Raw genomic sequence first — 19,608 nt, forward strand, 5'->3', positions numbered from 1 at the left:
CTTCCCGTGGTGTAAAAATTACTTCGTTTCACGGTGGACTTTATGAGCATTACAATAAGGACAATACTTGCGAAAAGCCATACGCCCAGGGTGTTTGCGTTTATCTTTCTTACTATTGTAATTTCGTCTTTGACACTCTGAACAGGCAAAAATAATCTTGACCCTCATTATATTCCTCACCCCCCTAAACACAAAAGCCTCTCTGAATTGCAAAAGACACCGTGCCTACGTTACCATATCACTTCCTTGTCTGTCAATGAAAACCACCATCAAGGTATACAATTAAACCGCAAGATATTTTAACCTCTACCCTACGGCTCGAAGCAAAAAATGAAAAAATAAAAATAAAATCGAAATTTAATGAAAAAATATTTTAATACACTTTTTAATGCTCTCTTGTAACACTCTTTTAACACAATTTTTTGATACTCTTTTTTAACACTCTATAAAAGATCAAGCGCCATTTTAACGGCTTTACCCGCATTTACACGTCCATATCCAAACCACAAACTATGTCCATATTCATCATAATCACCATAATGGTCACCGCGTACATCGGGATGTGAATCTACTAACTTATGAGCTGTTTTTTCTAAAATTTGTCTTATGTCTTTAGCGTTTAAGTTTGGATTAGCAGAACGCATTAAACCGACTAAACCAGCAACAATAGGTGCCGCCATGGAAGTACCGCTACAACGATGGGTAAAATGGCTACGAGGTGTAAAGCCGGCAGGTTCATTACCTAAAGTCCAAACAGCCAGACCAGGGACAAATTGCCTTCGATCATAAGGGTGAAAGTTACTACCAGGAGCACAAACATTGACCGCCTTGCCCCAATTAGAATAATCAGCATGTCTACCCAAGCTCGTTGAAGCTGCAACGGTAAGAACATCGGGATGATTAGCAAAACCGTTGAATAAAGGACCAGTAGCCGTCTGAAGATTGCCTTGGGAATCTAAATACGGAAAACCTTGTTCATTATTTCTTTCCGACAAAGGTACATTATCATTACCCGCCGCAAAGCATATGACCGAACCTTTGCCCAAAGGACCACCTTCTTTAGCCAAACGCGTGAACAAACGGGACAAAGGCGTACATAAAGTAGCATAAGAAGGCGACGGCCCCCAGCTACAACTTATAACGTCAGCCAAGTTATCAATAGCTGAAAACGTAGAAATCAGCCTGTAGTCATCTATAACCCAAGGCATAGTAATAGGCAAAAAAGAACAACCCGGAGCCGCACCAATAACACCATGTTCATTTTTTTCAGCCAAGGCAGCAGCAGCACATGCCGTGCCATGACAGATAGCCAAATCATGCCCTTGCGGAGGTTTAATATCCATTTCATAATCTGAAATGCGTTTAATCTTATCTTTACCCTGAAAACCAGGATGTTGCAAATTAAAACCAGCATCTAAAACAGCGATGACAACATCACGCTTACCTTTAGTAACAGACCAAGCTGTTGTAATGTCAATAGAAGCTTCTTTAACTAGATTTACTTGTCGGCGATTAACATGCAAATGCCAACGTTTCGGGAAAAGTTCATCTGCCAAAGAACTAGCTGGCCGAATAATATTAACTAAATTAGGTTCAGCATATTCGATGCAATCTTCTTTCATCAAACAATTAGCAACTTTAAGCGGATTAACACCACTTTGGATCGTCACCTGAACAACGCATACAGGAGGATCTCCAGGTTTTGTAGAAATCAGGTGTAATTTCCAAAAATTAAAAAGTCTTTCAATCGTCTCAATATCTGTACCAGGACGAAACCCGATAAAAAGCTTGTCGGTAATGAAAAAGGTTGTTGAACTACCTTCTAATTTATATACATGATAGACGATACTAGGCAAATAACCTTTACGAATTTGCCCCATTAGAATATCACATTTTTCTTTATCATCCGTTTTAACATGATATACATACGGCAAAAGCCTCTGAACACTCAAAACCCCTTCCATTTGACCAATCGTGGTCAATTCACTAGGATGAGTAGGAATAACCGTAAATGAATGTTCCGAACGACGTACAGGCAATTTCTCGCCGCCACGCCATAAATACGTACCATGTGCTGATAATCGATAAGCCAAAAATAAAAACCTCCTCTATAGTTAAAAAACAAAAAGAAAAATTAAATTTAATCAAAAACTAAAAAAATTAAAAATTAAAAAAATTAAAAATTAAAAAAATTAAAAATTAAAAAACATACAAAAATCAAACCAAAAATAGTAGAATCAAAAATAGTAGAATGGCAGAATAAAAAATATTAAAAAAAATGTGCCAAATAATTAAGTTGTATAAAATAATTAAGTTATATCAAATAATTAAGTTATATCAAATAATTACGTTATATCAAAGAATTACGTTATATCAAAGAATTAAGTTGTAAATAAATGGGATTTCAAAATAAAAAATTGAACAATTACAAAAAACCATATATCTTTTGATTACCTGATTGAACTATTTATAATTTCTTTTCAAGGCGTTTGTTTTTCATGTTTTGTTTCGTTTTCTCAGTCAAAGGATAAAATAATTTTATATAGCCATCTTCAAAAGCCATCATATATTTTATACCTTTGTATTCACCTTTCAAATTACCACGATAAGGTGGTTTATTCATATTTTGACCTTTTAACCAATTGCGCAAAAGTTCTGGTCGTGAATTTTTAACAATATATTTAATAGCATCGATCACGCCCGCAATGTCCATATCTTCAGGAAATAAGTGGTTTTTATCTTTGCTTTTATTTATATCAAAATAAAGAACATGGTGCCTCTCAAGAATCTGGATAAGATCATATTGTTTTAATTGCAATACTCTGTTTTCACCCAAGTAGATACTAATATCACCAAAGACACTTACATCCTTAGCCAAACTACCACTTATATTTTGTGGAAAAACTTGCTTTGATGTAGGCAAAATAGCTGGATTTAGTATTTTATTCGACACCACACTGTTTACTCTTTCTGCAGAATTAGCTTTTTTTGCAGAAAATAAATTATAAAATAATAAATATATTGATGACACAATAATCAGCGCAATAGCGAGATACAAATTAAGCCTATAACGAAAAGCTAAAACATCCTTGTTTATCACAAATAATCCATCCCACCTTTCGCAAGGTTATGAAAAAACAACCTTTTACATAGTTGATTTTATATATAACATATGACTTTTTATCTAGACCATATAAAAGTGCCAAATTGATGATTTATATAACATGTTTATTTATATAATTAAACTTTATCAATCTTCATCAAGTATAAACAACTAATCAAAAGACTTATTTATTATTTATTATTTATTATTTATCTAATTAATAATATAAATGAATTCTAAAATATTTAAGTTGTCAAATGTTTATAAGACTCATTAATAAAATGATCACGAAAATAATCTTTATTTAAACATTATAACAAAAAAAGTATCCAAAAAATAAGGAATTGAGAGATAGTCTTCGTTGTTTTTTGCTAATAAAATATATAAGCCCCTTTTATTAAGAGGAAGTTTACCCTTCTCTTTATAAAAGGGGCTATCCTTTTACATATTTAATCATGTTTGTTATAATTCGCTCTTTAGAATCGTCGTTTGCCAGTTAGCGAGTTCAATCGCTGCTTGGGCAGCTGAAGCACCTTTATTGCCCTGTTTTGTACCACTTCGCTCGAAAGCTTGTTGTAAATTTTCGACGGTTAATATACCTTGCAAAACAGGTACATCATATTTGATACTTATGTCCGTTAAGCTATTAGTAACAGTACGACAAATTAAGTCATAATGTGAAGTTCCACCTCTAATTACGACACCTAAAGCAAGTAAAGCTGAAAAAGTTTTTTTGGCTGCTAAATGATTGATCGCGAAGGGTAGTTCAAGGGAGCCAGGAACAAAAAAAACACTTATGTCACAATCCTTAGCACCATGTTGTTTCCATGTATGCAAAGCACCTTCTAAAAGATCTTTAGTAATAGAATAGTTGACGCGCGAAACAACAACGGCTAACTTAAGTCCTTGCGCCTGAAGGTGTCCTTCGTAGGTGCGCAAATTTTAAACCTCCTTTGGCATTTTAAAACACTTTAAACGATGACCCATTTTCTTTTTTTTGGTCTCCATATACTTAAAAGATGGCGGGTATGATGGTAATTCTAAAGGTACTACTTCATGTAATTCAAGTCCGTAACCTCCAAGGCCTGCTATTTTACGCGGATTATTAGTTAAGAGACGCATTTTAGATACGCCTAGGTCTTTCAAAATTTGTGCCCCTATCCCATATTCACGCAAATCTTCACGAAACCCTAGACGGTGATTAGCCTCTACTGTATCTAAGCCTTCTTCTTGTAATTTATAAGAGCGCAACTTGTTCATTAAGCCAATACCACGACCTTCTTGTCTCATATAAAGGATTACACCTTTGCCCGAGCGTTCAATCCGTTCCATAGCCGCTTCCAATTGTAAACCACAATCACATCTTTGTGAGTGAAATACATCTCCTGTCAAACATTCAGAATGAACCCTAACGAGAATGGGCTCATCCTCTAACCAAGTGCCTTTGACTAATGCAATATGTTCTTTGTTATCTAATTGATTCGTATAGCCAATAGCCCTGAAATCACCTGCATTCGTAGGTAATTTAACATCAACTTCACGATGAACCAATTTCTCTGTTTTACGACGATAGGCGATAAGGTCTTTAATCATAATGAGCGGCGTTTGTGTACGTAACGACATTTTATGCAGATCATCAAGACGAGCCATGGAACCATCGGGACATAAAATTTCACAAATCATAGCTACTGGTTGTTTTTGACAAAGCTTAGCTAAATCTACCGCAGCCTCTGTATGGCCAGCTCGCCTAAGAACGCCTCCCTCACAGGCAATAAGTGGGAAAATGTGTCCTGGCTGACAAAAATCAAATCTACCTTTTGCAGGGTTAGCGAGATCGAGCACTGTTTGAGAACGTTCGGCAGCAGAAATACCAGTATTTACATTTTTAGAATCTACGGAAACTGTAAATGAAGTCCCGTAACGATCATTATTGTGATAAGTCATCGGTGATAAACCTAAAACTGAAGCACGTTCAGCAGTCATCGGCACACATAGCAAGCCACGAGCTTCTGTAATAAAGAGATTTACTAATGAAGTTGTAGCATACTCCGCTAGCACAACTAAATCGCCTTCATTTTCACGTTCTTCATCATCGATCACAATGACAGGCTTACCTGATTTTAAAACTTCCAAAGCTGTTTCAATCGTCGAAAATGTCAAAATTCATACCCCACATTCCTTTTTAAAAACACGAAAAAAATTTTCAGCATATTTTGCCATTAGGTCAAATTCTACGTTGGCTAAATCTCCAGGTAAGAGCGTACGAAGCTGAGTGTAAGACATTGTATGTGGAATGATCATCACGTATATTAAAAAATATTGCTCAAAATTACGAACAATATTTTTATATTGCTTCGGGCACTGCTCGATGAGCGAAGCAATAGTTAAACTCACACCATCGATGGCAATAGATCCCTTAAGTATACAATAAGGTCGTTTAGCTTTAGGGATACAAAAACATAAATGCCAACATGAATCATTACGTTGACGTTCCAGAAGCAAAATTTTACCATCAACATGTCCTTGAACAATGTGACCGCCTAAACGGTCACCTACAGCTAATGATCGTTCTAAATTAACAGGTGCACCTACGCCAAGATCTGCTACAGTTGTTTGTGTAACTGTAACACTTCCTACATCGAGACCAAAGCCTGTTTTTGTTGTTTCTGCAACAGTTAAACAGACCCCATTTACCGCAATGCTTTCACCTAAGACAAAATCTACCGGCCAAGACGGACAAGAAATATATATCCGATCTTTTACTTTGGTACTTATCTTACCAACATGTTGAATTAACCCAGTAAACATGATAACACCCTTTTTTTGCTTGTTCAGCTACCCTGAACAACATAGCCACTTAAACATATGTCATCATCTAACTGTTCTAATTGTATATCTTTAAGGGACCAAGCTTCTTTAATAAAAAGCGGATTTTTTCCACCGACAGAAACAAGCGAATGTTCGCCACCTAAAATCTTAGGAGCAATAAAATAGATCATCCGTTGTACTAAATCAGCTTGAAGAAAACTAGCATTAACTTTGCTACCCGCTTCGACCAACAAATTTATGATGCCTTTTTCACCTAATTTACGCAAGACAAACGAAGGTGATATATTGTTACCTTCATCAAAAATATATATTTCAATACCCTTGTCCGATAATGCTTTATATTTTTGCATATCAGCCATCTTTGTTGTAAAAATACACGTAGGTGCTTCCTTTTGTTTTAAAATACGAGCATTCATAGGAACACGTAAAAAGCTATCTAAAATCACACGTAAAGGCTGCGTTTGATTATTTTTATGCTGGTGAATATATAAACGAGGGTTATCTGCCAATACAGTTCCAATACCTGTCAAAATAGCATCAGAAGCTTGACGGATTTTTTGTACATAAGCGCGCGCTCTCATCCCTGTAATATAAGAACTATCTCCTGTAATAGAAGCGATACGACCATCTAAAGTAGAAGCAATTTTCATTGTTACAAAGGGAAATTTAGTACGCCGATGATGAAAATAACCTTCATTTATCTTAAAACAAGCATTAGCTAAAACACCCTGAATAACTTTAATCCCAGCCCGCTTTAAATAAGTAATACCACGACCGCAAGCACGTTCATCAGGATCTAAACAACCGACGACAACTTCCTTAACACCAGCAGCAATAATCGCTTCTACACAAGGCGGCGTCCTACCTTCGTGAATACATGGTTCTAAGGTCACATACAACGTAGATCCCTTAGCTTGTTCCCCAGCAATGTCCAATACAAGCCGCTCTGCATGCGATTGCCCAGCTTGTACATGCACTCCGGAAACCAATAAACGTCCTTCTTTAATTACTAAGGCACCTACTTGAGGATTAGGAGCCGTTTGACCTGCCGTAGCTTTAGCTAGTTGAATCGCTAAAGACATCCATTCTTCGTGCATTTTCATTTTTGTAAAATTTCCTCACTCCATAAAGCTAAAAGAAAAAATATCATGCTCTCCTTATTTTATCTTGCTTTTCATATAATTTCAATGAATTAATAACAGATGTGTACCGGCAAAAAAAGTAAAGGTCAGCTATAAAAGTAAAACCAATAGCGACAAAAGTTGTATGTAATAAGGCAATTAATAAAGCCCCATCTAACTTAACAATCAAAATACCTAATAAGGCTTGGATCGTAAATAACATCAGCGCAAAGTTAAAACGTCTTTGCAATAGATGATCTGCTTTGATCTTTTTTAACCATAAGCATAATCCGCACAACGAACTCCAAAATAAAAGCGCTAACCAACGATGTAACCTATGTATACCCATCGGTGTAGTTAAATCAGGTAACCAAAAACCATCTTGACAAGAAGGAAAAAATGTACCACAAGCAAGGGCTGCATTTGAATGTCGCACGAGCGCTCCCGTATATACAACAATGTAAATAAATAGTAATAATACCACAATAATTTTTTTGAGATACGGACTTTTGCGATCATCAATCGTAATATAAGAACTACTACCACGACTTAAACGGAAAACAAGTAAAAAAATTAAAGCTACACTAGCAAAGGCAACGAGTGATAAGCCAAAATGGAAAGCTAAAAAAATATTTTTAGCTAAAGAATCCCGTAAGACGACTGTGAAAGCACCTAGAGCGCCTTGTAAGAAGATAAAAAAAATGCTGGCAATAGACAAAAAACGCACCCAAGGTGTTTTTTTAAAATTTTTCCATGCTAAAATTATAAAAATAATCACACAAATACTCGTAATACCAGCAACAATACGATGCGCATATTCCCAAATTGTTTCATTCGACCAAGTATCAGGAATTAAAACACCTTGGCAAAAAGGCCAAGTATTCCCACAACCTTCACCAGATTTCGTTTTGGTAACAATAGCTCCTCCTAAGAGAAGCATATAAGAAGCTATTAAAGAAAGCCATGACCAAAAAATTAATGAAGTCTTGACAGAATGCGATTTCATACCCAGGCAAATTACCTCCTCAAAACCACGGATTAGTCATTTTTTCTTGTTTCCAGTTTGTATTAGGTCCATGACCAGGGAAAAGAATACAATCCGATGGTAACAAGTCACGTAAGTTTTGTAAAGAATGTTGCAATTGCTGAGCATTTCCGCCATAAAGATCGGTCCGACCGACAGATCCTTGAAAAACAAGGTCGCCACAAAAAACATTATGTCCCATCCTGTAGGTCATACTACCTGGTGAATGACCAGGCGTATGTATAGCATAAACTTCCGTTCCAAGAAGTGATAAAGTTTGTTTATCTTTGACCAAATAAGGTGAAATATCAGGAAAACAAACACCACCGTCTATAAATACAGCTGAACCATTTTTCGAAGCATCATTTAACCAAGCTACTTCTGCTTCATGTACGTATACAGGGGCATTTGTCGCTTCGCACAATTGATCTAAACCAGCTATATGATCAAAATGAGCATGGGTTAATAAAATAGCTTCCACATCGATCCTATCCTGTTTAAGCTTATCAAGTAACATTCCAGGGTTCATACCAGGATCAATAACAATCGCCTTCTGTTTTTCTTTATTCAAGATAAGATAAGCATTCGTTTCAATCGGTCCTAAAACAAACGTATGTACTTTAAACATGCCTCAAAACACCTCACTATAAATTAATTTAAATATTATACTTAAAATAGTTTTAATAAATCGGGTTAATAAAGCATTTTAATAAATATTGTCGCTTTAAATATCTAATTATTTTATAATTAGTGATAATTATGCAATTTTGAATTAAGATTAGCTTTGTATCGCGTGTTTGATCATATAAAATGTGCTATCATAAAAAGATAGAAAATTATAAATAAAGCTAAAAAATGAACCTAAAATGAAGGCTGGAACCAATAGCAACCAAAGTATATAAAACCAAATTAATCCTCAGAATAAGGGATATTTATAACAAATTTTATGGACATTTTTGTTAAAATTGTATTAGGGGGTTTTGTGTTTGAATATCACATGCATTCTTTGTGACAAAATATTTATAACCGATGATCATGTTATAAGAAAATTGACAAAACAACCCCATCGATTAGTACTTTGTCCCACATGCCATGACCGTATTAAAACAAAAAGTCTATTGCGTAAAAAAATAAATAAATCAAAATCTCAGAGATCGTCTATCTTAAAACATAATAAAATTAGTGATTATGATAGATAACGTTCATCTTTCTTTAATTGATCATAAAGCCTGTAAGCTTCTTCGGTGGTAAAAGTATGTTCTGTCCAATTATCTTCTCTTGAAACAGAAACAAGATAATGCGACATATCTTTTTTAAATAAAAGATCATCAACTTGATGCTGATCTTTTAACATCTGACGAAACATTTTTTCTGTGTTCTCCGCCGCTTTATCTTGATGAGGTAATAACTCTAAGAGAACTTTTACTTCTACCCAAGCTCTTAGCATCTCAAGAAAGTTTAATTTCATCCTTTTTTACTCCCTTAGCTAAAAATATGCTCTTCATTTAGCTTTATTCAAAGATATTTATTTCTTACGAACTTGGAATAAGATTTTTCGTAGCCAGAAAAGTACAATAATAGTGAAAGTTATGGTTAAAACAGCCAATACAGGAAATTTAAGAATATGAAGAAACCAGATTAAGCTACTCCCTACAACCAGGATCAGCAAGACAATAAGTTGTCGATACCAAACCAAGGGTTGTGCAAAAAGCGTCAAGTAAATAAACATCGAAAAAGCCGTTATTAAAAAGTAAGCCCAAACATTAGGTAAACTGAGTAACCATTCATTCATAAATTGGCACCTCCGGCAAAAGCTCATTGTGCTTTTTGTCATATATTTGATGTAGATAAGTTATTTCTTTTGCATATTCCGATTCATCGGAAACAGGTGTTTCTAAAATAAAAGGTATATCAGCAAAAATACCTTCAATGAGAAATTCATGAAGCGCATGCACGCCGATCTCCCCATAACCAATTTTAGCATGTCTGTCCTTGTTACTACAAAAAGGCATCCGACTATCGTTAAAATGTATCACGGCTAAATGATCTAAATAACCACTCTGCTTCATTTCTTGCACTAAAGACAGAACAGTCGACTTCTGCCACAATCCAGCAGCAAAAGCATGACAGGTATCAAAACAAAAAGCAATCCGCCTCGGATCACATGTCTTAGCTCTTATCTCAGCAAGTTCATCTAATGTCGTACCAATTTCTGTTCCCTGACCAGCTGTATTTTCTAACAAAATTAATGGCATGTCAGTCATATTTTTTGTCTGCTCGATAATCAAATCCAAGGTCATAATCATCCGCCGTTTGCCTTCCTCAACACCTTCACCCACATGCTTGCCGCAATGAACCACAGCACCCAGCCCACCATAAGCTTTCGTAATGCTAAGATCTTCTGATATCGATCTTACTGTAACTTCCTGTAAATCAGCTTTAGGCGTCGATAGATTTGTTATATAAGGCGTATGTATAACTACCGTCAAGTGATGCTCTGAACAAAAATTTCTCCCTGAATCCGCATCTTCGTGATTAAGTTTCTTTGGCCTTAAACCACGGGGATTTTTGCTAAAAACCTGAAAAGCAGTAGCTCCTAATGAATGAGCTTTTTTAGCTGCTTGTAAAAAACCTTTACTAACACTAACATGACAACCTATGTTCATCTAAAGATCCCCCTCTTTAAAAAAATGAATAAAAAGCGCCTTAGAAAGGCGCGATAAAGTCATCCTATTATATATTAAAAGGCTGTTACACAAAAAAATTAAGTTATTTATTTCTGCATTAACGCATGTAATTGTAGTAAACGATCTTTACAACTCGCCACACGTTCTTGATCATTTGCTGCTAAAGCCTCATGAAGCAACATCAATTCATCATCAATTAAGCGATGCAACACTTCTTTATCGTTAACCAAATTAAAATCAACTTTGGTCTTGACCATATTTTTTATAGATCAGCACCCTTCCTTCCATTTGTCTTAGTAAAACATGTAAATTGTCTTAGTAAAACATGTAAAAAATGATGCACAGGAAAAAGGAAAACCGTCAGCACTTGATATATGGCAGTAACAAAAGGATTACCCCGAAAGAAGCTAGGTAAACCCTTGATACAAGATGATTAGCACATTGCTAGTAATTGCAAAAATAAGCAAACAATCCTTTAAAAACTTTGAAAAAGAAAATATATCAACAAGAATCCAAACATAAGATATTGCTTTTAACTACCATAAATAGCTATAATGCGATTGGCTTATTTTTTAATTAGAAACAATTATAGAGAGTGATCCATATAACAACTTGGAAGGATGTGCCTATATAGCATGAAGGAAGAGGCACTCACAACGACTGCGAGCATTGACCATAAAGTAATATCATCAGACAACAATCATAAAGGAACCGTTCCAAAAAATGTGAGTGTGCAAAAAGAAACACCACTCTTCACTCATCTGCTAACATACGCCCAAAAAAAAACAATTCCTTTCCATATTCCCGGACACAAAAAAGGTGCCGGTATGCATCCAGGTTTTCGCCATTTTCTGAGCAAACAAGTAGCTGAAATAGATTTAATAAATATCGCGCCTCTTGATGACTTGCATAAACCAGAAGGAGCAATAGCTCATGCACAAGCATTAGCGGCTGATGCGTTTAAAGCAGATTCTTCGTTTTTTTCCGTACAAGGTACTAGCGGCGCGATTATAACCATGATCCTTTCTGTCTGCCAACCAGGCGATAAAATCATTTTACCGCGTAACGTTCATAAGTCAATTTTATCAGCCATAATTTTAAGTGGTAGCTATCCTATCTTCGTATCACCAAACATCGATCCGCGCTTCGGTATAGCCCATGGCATAAGTTTAGCTCAAGCAGAAGAAACCATGAACAAGCATCCTGATGCTAAAGCAATTATCCTCGTGCACCCTACATATTACGGCGTGGCTGGAAATATCAAAGAAATCACCAAATGTGCACATAAAAAAGGCATCTTAGTCCTCGTGGATGAAGCTCACGGAGCACACATCCATTTTCATCCTGATCTACCATGCTCTTCAATGGAAGCGAATGTGGATATGGCAGCAACAAGTTTACACAAATTGGGTGGTTCATTAACACAAAGTTCTTTATTAAATATACGACATAAAAGAATAAATCACTACAAAGTGCAAACAACAATGAGTATGTTGACCACAACATCCACTTCATATATTTTAATGGCTTCATTAGACTGCGCTAGACAACACTTAGCATTAAAAGGCACAAGTTTACTTGCTAAAGCACTTAAGTTAGCACGTCAAGCGCGTATAATGATACAACAAATAGATGGACTTTGCTGTATGGATAAGAGCAGTTTAGACGGACAAGCAGCTTTTGAGCTTGATGAAACAAAATTACTCGTAAATTTGCACAAATTAACGATAACAGGTATAGAAGCTGAAAGATGGTTACGCCAAAATCACAAGATAGAAGTCGAAATGAGCGATCGTGATAATTTGCTCTTTATTATCACTTGGGCAGATACAAAAACCACTATTGCAGCATTAGTCACAAGTTTAAAAGATTTAGCTGAAAAATTTATAGCAAAGAGCAAAGAAAAATTAATCAAACATATCCCCATTCCTAAGATCCCCAAACTTATGATCTCACCTCGTGAGGCGTTTTATAAACATGCACATAGTATACCTCTATCGGAGGCTGAAGGACACATCATAGCTGAAACAATTACGATATACCCGCCCGGAATACCTGTATTACTCCCAGGAGAAGTTATTAATAGGGATAGCATCGAATATATAACGACACACATTAAAGAAAGATATCCTGTCCAAGGTATGCAAGACCCTGATTTAAAAAAAATAAAAGTTATCGCTAATTAAAAATTAGACATAATTTATACGCAATTCCAATCAAAAAAATAAATAACAAAAAACAGAAATAAAAAAAGCAATAAAAACGATCTTTCTAAAACGTCGTTTTTATCGCTTTGGAGAAATTAAAAAAAGTTGCTCATTAATTAAGCTCAACTTCCGCTACAAAAGAAGCTTCGGGTAATTGTCCTTTTAAAAAAGAAACAATTTCATTCGATTCTTTGTGTGATTCTAATTCAAAAATATGTTTAATATATTTATGGTTTTCTATATCATCATTGGTTAATAAAGCTACACGACCTGTTTGCATACAAATAACTAATGGATGATTAAAAAACATCGTAGTATAAACAATACCTAAATCATAACATTTTTCTTTTGTAGCAAAACCAAAAAAACGAACATTTACAACCTCAGATTCATCATATAAAAATTCCCGCAAGAAGTTCCCTCCTTTAATAAAAAACTATTAACAAGGCATTTTATATTCTTCCACATATACTCATTTGAATACAGCGAAACTAATCTTGCGATGAATTAAATCCTTAATCATCAGCTAATCAAAATTTTTTTAAGAAAACAAAATCGCAGGAGGTGATTTTTTGGGGCGTAGCACATGGATTATCTTAGAAAATAAAAACAACAAAGAATTAACATTGCATGATATCGTCGATATACTGGAAGGTTACATACAAAATCTCAAATACACAGGACAACAATTAAATTGGGACTATGCAGCAGCCGCTTTCCCTTATACTATAAAATGTATGGAATCGGGAAAAATGGAATACTTACAATTGACCTCAACACAACCAGAAAGATACATGGGCATGTTGATGGGTATAGAAAAATTCAATGATAATAAATCAATTCGTGTAACATTGCCAAAGAACGCCACACATGGCGATCGAGGTAAAGCACAAGAGTTTGCAAAATATCTTGCCAAAAAATTAAAAGCACCGCTAGTCCAAAGAAATGAACGTATCATACCTTCTTAAAGCGAGCTAAAATATAGATAAAATAAAAATCAAACAAGTACTTATTGATAATAATCACTAAGTACTTGTTCGATTTTTATGACTATAATTATCATAAATCAAATGTGAAAGAAAAGACTAATATAGATAATTAGAAAAGATTATTATGATGTATACAATTTTAATAAAAGCTTACAATAAACAAATAATGCCCTTTGTATATTCTTTGATATATAAAAGCTGTTTTTTATTTATAAATATATTATTAATATCTTGGTATTTATTTTAAAAAATAAATAAATGGAATTCAAACAAAAAGTAGCCATTATTATGAATTTTAGCGCATTCGATGAGGCCCTTAAAATCTACATAGTTTTTGGTAAAAGCTCATTTGATCTTACTAATTTGATTTATTGGGTATCTTTTACTAAGAGCTTGTCCAATAACCCACGCTAAAGAGTGTTTAAGAACCTAATTTAATGCAAAAAAAGCTATGATAATGGCTATTTTTGTGTTTAAATTACACCATTACTAAGCGGCTATATTAATATTTCTTGACAAGTCCTAAATATAATAAATAAATATAAATACCAAAAATACAAATTATTCTATGGAGTTAGATATATCAAAAAAATACATAAAAAAATGTATTTTAATTATAGATCAAAAAAAAACTCTATGTTATAATTAAAATATAAGTTATATATTATATTGATGTTTCGGAAATATTAAAATAATTAAATTTTACATAAGAATTAAAAATATCTAAAAATAATTAAACTAATAAAAATATACAATTTAAAACGCATAAAATAATATACAAGAGGTGCTTATATAATGAATCTAAAGACAATAAAAAGAAATATAAGAATAATCGCAATATGCCCCCTTCTTGTAAGTAGTTTATTTTTTCAGAGTAATCATATGAACATATCATACGCATCAAAAAAGAAGGTGACAAAACATCAAAAGACTACTATAGATAGCAAACTTTTAAGTGATAAAATTTTAACTTACGAAAAAGACCTACACGGATTCTCTATAAACATAGAAAACAAATTGATATCACCGCTAAATTCATTTATAAATAATAAAAAAATAAAACCAGACAATAAAACAGATAAACACAAAGCTTTAGAAATAAAAAACAAATTATCTTCTATTAAAAAGCAATTATCTTCATTGGCAAAAGATACATCTAATTATAGAAATGAATTTAAATATATAATAAAATCATTGCCAAAAAATACTCCTATACAATGGTCCATAGATCCTAAAAATAATTTAATTTATAACACAACATTTCATTCAGAAACAACAGATTGCGAAGAAAATGCTCTTTTAGTCTGGGCTAAAAAATATCAACAAATAATAGCAAAAACATATCAGTTAATAGATGAAATAAAAAAAATTGAAATCCCTCCAAAATACATTAATCATAATAACAACAAAATAAAATTTGTCGTAAATAATAAAAACATCAAACTTGCTGATGAAGAAAATCTCAAGTTATTATACTTATATCTAATGAAAAACACAATCGAAGTCCTAGTATATATTCAACCTAAAAATGAAGTAACCCCAAAATGTAAATTAGATACCCCTATTCAGCCACTTCAAACAACTTGTAATCAATATTCAGTGAGTTTATACAAATCCAACACAATTAACAAAAATTACTCATATAACTCTACACTTAACACAAATACCACACCAGGAAAACTAGAATATAGAAACCCAAATAATGATCAACATACTCAGGTCAATTCTGGACAAACACAGGAGGATAAAAAAACTAATAATAATCTAGTAACCGCCATGCTTTTAAGTTCTATGAACTCAAGAACAGAAAATCCTCAAACACCCACAAGTAACCCTTCACCTGAAAATAATAAAAAACCACAATCTAGTCCTCCTCCTAAACCTTCACAACCTGCCCCACCTCCTAAACAATCAGAAAGATCTGGAGATAATGATATAGGAACATTTAATCCAAAAAGAGGTGATGCATCACCTAGTCGTAAATAAAAATAGTACAATTTATATCATTAAAGCGCTGATATGTATTTATTTTAAAACGAAATTTTATGTATAGTGATATTAATTAAAGATAAAAATATATCTAAGTATGCGTATATACAAAAAAAGCAAAAAAATGTAAATTATTAATCAAAATAATAAAATGTTATTGTATTCCCAAAGTTTGCAATATATTATATTTTAAGATTTTACAAACAAAAATAGACATTCCTCAATCCCCTGTGTAGAATGTAAGTGTTAAAACAAAACACAACAGGAGGATAAAGAATGTCTATTAATTGTAGGTTAACCAATAAATCTCATTTGGTCAAATTTTTTCGTAAATTGGGGTTAATATAAAAATTTACTTCATATGTTTTTAATCATATTTTGCAGATTATTGATGGTATGTTGTCACAAAACTTTAACGGAACTTGGTCAGATATTCATAAAAAAAGCTTTTATAATAGGTGCCGACCAAAGATAAGACATATGATGACTAATTCAAAATAAGATGAAAAAATACTTGTTGACGTTATAAAAAATATCTCTTATGAAGAATTTATTCGTCAAGCTAAGAGAAAAAATAAACCTTACTTTCTGATAATTGACGATACAGTATGCCATAAGACAAAGCCATCATCATCAGCTGAATACCCTATACAAGCAGCGGGATATCATCATTATTCTAATCTAGATCAAAGAAGTGTATATGGTCATTCTATTGATTTTTAAGTGTATGTTACATACATATAGCTTGACTATATTTGAGACGTTACAAGTGCTGATAAAGAAGAAAACAACAGTATCGTGTGTATAGGTATGAAGAAAAGCTGAATTACAGTGAAAAGGTCTTTGTTATTATTTATGTTAAGGAAGTCCAGGATATATCTTCTGATAAAGTAAAAGATTTTATTTATATAGATAAAGATTTAAGTAATAAAGATATTATTAATTATTATGCAAACAGATGTATAATTTAAACCTATTTCAAAACAACTAAAGTTAATCTTGCTTTTCCAGGATATCAGGTCAAAGCACGCAAAGCTTTAGATTAATCCTTACTTTTACAGATTTTTGTAGAGATTGATTGTAAAGTAGTGATGATAACATCTTTTAAGACACTTTATTAGTCTTAAATACACCCTGCATGAAAGTTTAGACACAATTCCTGTATACATATAATTAATGGTAATTTTCTAAAATAATTATGTAAATATCAGGATAAAAAAAGTTAATCGAATATAAGATATAATTGATATATTCATTTCATATTTAAATATAATAATCCCATATTTATATATCACTACACATATATCTGTTAAGCTTATTTTATCACGTGCCAAAAAAGAATTAAAAGCAGAGATAAGGTCCTATTGTTATCAATTTAAAGAGATAGACTAAACTGCAAAGAAAATTCAAAAGGATAAATATGGAAAAAACAAACCTAGCCTGTTTAGGTCTGTTTTTAGAACATTAATAAAATTAAATTTATTATAATAATAAAAATATCTAAATTATCTTTTATATAAATAAATAGTATTAAAACTTAAATTAGAATAAACTTTTTAAGTTAATTTTTGAAAATCAAAAGTAATGGACTTAATTTTGATTTTGTTTATTATACATTTTTTCAATATTTTCATATATATTCTTATATGATTCTGCTAAGCCTTTGTTTTCTACTGATGCTTTTAATTTACCTGCACTTTTGGTATTTAATTCATATATTTCATATGCTGTGATATATTCGTCATAAGCTGCTTTCGATGCTTCATATGCTGCATTTGCTTTTGGGTGTAATTCCTCTCTTAATTTTTTAAGTAATTGATCTACTTTTTCTTTTAATGCCTTTAGTTCTTCATCTGTTTTTATTGATGATATTTCTAGTTCTTCGTATTCTTTTTTTAGTTTTTCATATAGTTCTATCACTTCTGTATATTTTATTACTTCTGTGCCATATGCTTCATCTGCTTGTAGTGCGTTTGTTTTTAATATAAGTTGTTTTCTATATGAGTCATCTTCTTTTGTTTTTTCTTGTTGATATAATAATACTTCTTCTAATTTACCTGCTTCTACTAGTAATAAATCTGCTGCTTCTTCTGCTAATAAATCTGCTTGTCGTCGTAATTTCTTTGATAATCCATCTACTGAATCTAATGATAATTTTTGTCCTTCGAGTACTGCTTTTGTTATATTTTGGGCTTCAAGTACTAATTGATTTGCATCTAAATTTGCCTGTAAAATTGAAAATTTCATTTCTTGAATTTTAGAATTTAGTTTTGTTTCTCTCGCGTTTCCTTCGATTGCTAATTTTTTATATTCATATTCCTGTGCATCATATGATACTGTATATTTTTCATCTTCTTCATATTCCGCATCTTCTTCATATTCTGCATCTTCTTCATATTCTGCATCTTCTTCATATTCTTCATATTCTTCTTGAACTACTTCTTGTGATCCTTGAGATGATGCTACAATTAATTCTTTATATTCTGAATTTAATTCTTTATATTCTGAATTTAATTTTTCATGTTCTTCTACTAATGTTTCATATGCTTCATCTGATACTTCAAATGCTAATAATTTTTTATATTCTTCTGCTAATTTTTTATATGATGCATTTATTTGTGTATTTAATGCTAATATTTTTTCATATACTTCATTTGTTTTTGTATTTGATGCTAATATTTTTTCATGTACTGCTTCTTTTTGCGATTTATCAATATGATTGTTGGCCTCCTCTGATACCATTAATTCCGATTGAACATTGGCTAATGATGGGTTGAAAGATGATATACAATTGCTTGTAATAGCTGTAATTCCTATCATAAAAAATGAAGGTAGTAAGATTCCTTTTAAGTTTTTTTTAGTTTTAATATCTTTCAATTATTACACCCCTACGATGATGATATTTTAGATATAAATATAATTGTTTTTATAATGATTATATAGATTTTAAAAAAGTTTTGGTGTGAATAAAATGCTAATATAGATGAATAGTCATAGATTGTTGGCTTTTTGTTATTTTTTAAATCTTACAAAGAAAAATTTAGAAGCAAAAAATATTTTTTTATACTGTACATGCTATAAAAAATTGTAAATTAGATTATAAGAAGGAAAAAAGGTATAAGAACAGAAATACCTTTCTAATACATGTAAGTTATAACACCCCCTTGATACGTGTTATTTCGCAGCGAATTCATAAATGACTCTATAAATTATAAAAATATACAATAAAATTATAAAATAAATACAGAAAATAATCATTAATGCTTGATTATCTTCATTAGTATAGCGTTTTGGGTATTATATGTCTACGAAAAAAGCAAAAAATGTAAATTTTGTTGCAGTGATTTTATTAGTAAGTTTAATTTAACATTTTTTAGTTATGAAAAATTAAATTATATCTGTACTTGTTGCCAAAAAAATAGACCATAATTTTTGATTTTCAAAAATTAACTTGAAAAGTTTATTATAATCTAATTTTTAATATTATTTGTTTATACAAAAGAGAGTTTTTATTTTTAGAGTAATCTATTAGCTTTATGATTAATTGCTCTAAAAAGCGAATCTATATATTTATATTATTATAATGAATTTAATTATATTTATATATGGTAAAAAAACCTAATCTTTTTAGGTTTTTACCATATTTATCCTTTTTAATT

Annotated in this window: 20 protein-coding genes and 1 pseudogene; 6 read left to right on the forward strand and 15 right to left on the reverse strand. The window is 32.2% G+C overall.

All coding sequences use genetic code 11. The features are described from left to right. Positions 1 to 18 precede the first annotated feature (18 nt). The 9 genes from rpmG to VS182_RS00215 all read right to left on the reverse strand — a co-directional run bounded on the left by rpmG (position 19) and on the right by VS182_RS00215 (position 8,705). Positions 19 to 168, reverse strand: a complete 150-nt coding sequence (gene rpmG / locus VS182_RS00175) for a 50S ribosomal protein L33 (RefSeq protein WP_479484551.1) — start codon at positions 166 to 168, stop codon at positions 19 to 21. Positions 169 to 443: 275 nt separating this feature from the next. Next, entirely contained in the window at positions 444 to 2,093 is a 1,650-nt protein-coding gene (locus VS182_RS00180; RefSeq protein WP_479488706.1) for a S8 family serine peptidase, read from the reverse strand. A 374-nt stretch (positions 2,094 to 2,467) separates the two neighbouring features. Continuing rightward, positions 2,468 to 3,100: a hypothetical protein gene (locus tag VS182_RS00185; RefSeq protein ID WP_479484553.1), complete on the reverse strand. Its 633-nt coding sequence runs from the start codon at positions 3,098 to 3,100 to the stop codon at positions 2,468 to 2,470. A 465-nt stretch (positions 3,101 to 3,565) separates the two neighbouring features. Beyond that, positions 3,566 to 4,042, reverse strand: coding sequence for a 6,7-dimethyl-8-ribityllumazine synthase (ribH, locus tag VS182_RS00190; RefSeq protein WP_479484554.1), 477 nt, complete (start codon positions 4,040 to 4,042; stop codon positions 3,566 to 3,568). 3 nt (positions 4,043 to 4,045) lie between these two features. Further along, positions 4,046 to 5,263: a bifunctional 3,4-dihydroxy-2-butanone-4-phosphate synthase/GTP cyclohydrolase II gene (locus VS182_RS00195; RefSeq protein WP_479484555.1), complete on the reverse strand. Its 1,218-nt coding sequence runs from the start codon at positions 5,261 to 5,263 to the stop codon at positions 4,046 to 4,048. Between the two features lie 3 nt (positions 5,264 to 5,266). Next, a complete protein-coding gene (locus tag VS182_RS00200; protein ID WP_479484556.1) occupies positions 5,267 to 5,911 on the reverse strand; it encodes a riboflavin synthase in 645 nt (214 codons plus the stop codon). A gap of 23 nt (positions 5,912 to 5,934) precedes the next feature. Then, a complete protein-coding gene (gene ribD / locus VS182_RS00205; protein WP_479484557.1) occupies positions 5,935 to 7,035 on the reverse strand; it encodes a bifunctional diaminohydroxyphosphoribosylaminopyrimidine deaminase/5-amino-6-(5-phosphoribosylamino)uracil reductase RibD in 1,101 nt (366 codons plus the stop codon). Positions 7,036 to 7,078: 43 nt separating this feature from the next. Then, positions 7,079 to 8,059: a COX15/CtaA family protein gene (locus VS182_RS00210; RefSeq protein WP_479484558.1), complete on the reverse strand. Its 981-nt coding sequence runs from the start codon at positions 8,057 to 8,059 to the stop codon at positions 7,079 to 7,081. A 19-nt stretch (positions 8,060 to 8,078) separates the two neighbouring features. Further along, positions 8,079 to 8,705: an MBL fold metallo-hydrolase gene (locus VS182_RS00215; protein ID WP_479484559.1), complete on the reverse strand. Its 627-nt coding sequence runs from the start codon at positions 8,703 to 8,705 to the stop codon at positions 8,079 to 8,081. A 358-nt stretch (positions 8,706 to 9,063) separates the two neighbouring features. Between VS182_RS00215 and VS182_RS00220 the strand changes: the two genes are divergently transcribed. After that, positions 9,064 to 9,276 carry a DUF2197 domain-containing protein gene (locus VS182_RS00220; protein ID WP_479484560.1) on the forward strand — a complete coding sequence of 71 codons (213 nt, stop codon included), beginning with the start codon at positions 9,064 to 9,066 and terminating at the stop codon, positions 9,274 to 9,276. On the opposite strand, the gene VS182_RS00225 is transcribed toward VS182_RS00220, so the two are convergent. From VS182_RS00225 to VS182_RS00240, 4 genes are all read right to left on the reverse strand, one after another. Beyond that, positions 9,264 to 9,545, reverse strand: coding sequence for a hypothetical protein (locus VS182_RS00225; RefSeq protein WP_479484561.1), 282 nt, complete (start codon positions 9,543 to 9,545; stop codon positions 9,264 to 9,266). The genes VS182_RS00220 and VS182_RS00225 overlap by 13 nt on opposite strands. Before the next feature lie 57 nt (positions 9,546 to 9,602). Then, positions 9,603 to 9,869 carry a YlaH-like family protein gene (locus tag VS182_RS00230; RefSeq protein WP_479484562.1) on the reverse strand — a complete coding sequence of 89 codons (267 nt, stop codon included), beginning with the start codon at positions 9,867 to 9,869 and terminating at the stop codon, positions 9,603 to 9,605. Beyond that, a complete protein-coding gene (locus VS182_RS00235) occupies positions 9,862 to 10,743 on the reverse strand; it encodes a deoxyribonuclease IV (protein WP_479484563.1) in 882 nt (293 codons plus the stop codon). Before VS182_RS00235 ends, VS182_RS00230 begins: the two co-directional genes overlap by 8 nt. Before the next feature lie 107 nt (positions 10,744 to 10,850). After that, positions 10,851 to 11,021 (reverse strand): hypothetical protein, encoded by a 171-nt coding sequence (locus VS182_RS00240; protein ID WP_479484564.1) that lies wholly within the window; start codon positions 11,019 to 11,021, stop codon positions 10,851 to 10,853. 378 nt (positions 11,022 to 11,399) lie between these two features. On the opposite strand from VS182_RS00240, the gene VS182_RS00245 reads away from it, so the two are divergent. Continuing rightward, positions 11,400 to 12,950, forward strand: a complete 1,551-nt coding sequence (locus VS182_RS00245) for an aminotransferase class I/II-fold pyridoxal phosphate-dependent enzyme (protein ID WP_479484565.1) — start codon at positions 11,400 to 11,402, stop codon at positions 12,948 to 12,950. 133 nt (positions 12,951 to 13,083) lie between these two features. Here the strand turns inward: VS182_RS00245 and VS182_RS00250 are convergent, their stop codons facing one another. Next, positions 13,084 to 13,383: a DUF3055 domain-containing protein gene (locus VS182_RS00250; RefSeq protein WP_479484566.1), complete on the reverse strand. Its 300-nt coding sequence runs from the start codon at positions 13,381 to 13,383 to the stop codon at positions 13,084 to 13,086. 160 nt (positions 13,384 to 13,543) lie between these two features. On the opposite strand from VS182_RS00250, the gene VS182_RS00255 reads away from it, so the two are divergent. The 4 genes and pseudogenes from VS182_RS00255 to VS182_RS00270 all read left to right on the forward strand — a co-directional run. Then, entirely contained in the window at positions 13,544 to 13,939 is a 396-nt protein-coding gene (locus tag VS182_RS00255) for a DUF1885 family protein (protein WP_479484567.1), read from the forward strand. Between the two features lie 933 nt (positions 13,940 to 14,872). Beyond that, positions 14,873 to 15,946, forward strand: a complete 1,074-nt coding sequence (locus VS182_RS00260; protein WP_479492583.1) for a hypothetical protein — start codon at positions 14,873 to 14,875, stop codon at positions 15,944 to 15,946. Between the two features lie 381 nt (positions 15,947 to 16,327). Further along, entirely contained in the window at positions 16,328 to 16,450 is a 123-nt protein-coding gene (locus tag VS182_RS00265) for a hypothetical protein (RefSeq protein WP_479488709.1), read from the forward strand. An 84-nt stretch (positions 16,451 to 16,534) separates the two neighbouring features. After that, a pseudogene (locus VS182_RS00270) lies at positions 16,535 to 16,657 on the forward strand (IS701 family transposase); the annotation flags it as partial. An 882-nt stretch (positions 16,658 to 17,539) separates the two neighbouring features. Here VS182_RS00270 and VS182_RS00275 read toward each other — a convergent pair. Next, positions 17,540 to 18,826, reverse strand: coding sequence for a hypothetical protein (locus VS182_RS00275; protein ID WP_479492584.1), 1,287 nt, complete (start codon positions 18,824 to 18,826; stop codon positions 17,540 to 17,542). Between the last annotated feature and the right edge of the window lie 782 nt (positions 18,827 to 19,608).

It is taken from the genome of Pasteuria ramosa (assembly GCF_056496785.1).

Bases quoted from the DNA above. Each gene is read 5' to 3' on its own strand.
- VS182_RS00215 (WP_479484559.1), bottom strand. From the start codon at position 8,705: ATGTTTAAAGTACATACGTTTGTTTTAGGACCGATTGAAACGAATGCT.
- VS182_RS00240 (WP_479484564.1), bottom strand. From the start codon at position 11,021: ATGGTCAAGACCAAAGTTGATTTTAATTTGGTTAACGATAAAGAAGTG.
- rpmG (WP_479484551.1), bottom strand. From the start codon at position 168: ATGAGGGTCAAGATTATTTTTGCCTGTTCAGAGTGTCAAAGACGAAAT.
- VS182_RS00225 (WP_479484561.1), bottom strand. From the start codon at position 9,545: ATGAAATTAAACTTTCTTGAGATGCTAAGAGCTTGGGTAGAAGTAAAA.
- ribD (WP_479484557.1), bottom strand. From the start codon at position 7,035: ATGAAAATGCACGAAGAATGGATGTCTTTAGCGATTCAACTAGCTAAA.
- VS182_RS00245 (WP_479484565.1), top strand. From the start codon at position 11,400: ATGAAGGAAGAGGCACTCACAACGACTGCGAGCATTGACCATAAAGTA.
- VS182_RS00210 (WP_479484558.1), bottom strand. From the start codon at position 8,059: ATGAAATCGCATTCTGTCAAGACTTCATTAATTTTTTGGTCATGGCTT.
- VS182_RS00200 (WP_479484556.1), bottom strand. From the start codon at position 5,911: ATGTTTACTGGGTTAATTCAACATGTTGGTAAGATAAGTACCAAAGTA.
- VS182_RS00230 (WP_479484562.1), bottom strand. From the start codon at position 9,869: ATGAATGAATGGTTACTCAGTTTACCTAATGTTTGGGCTTACTTTTTA.
- VS182_RS00235 (WP_479484563.1), bottom strand. From the start codon at position 10,743: ATGAACATAGGTTGTCATGTTAGTGTTAGTAAAGGTTTTTTACAAGCA.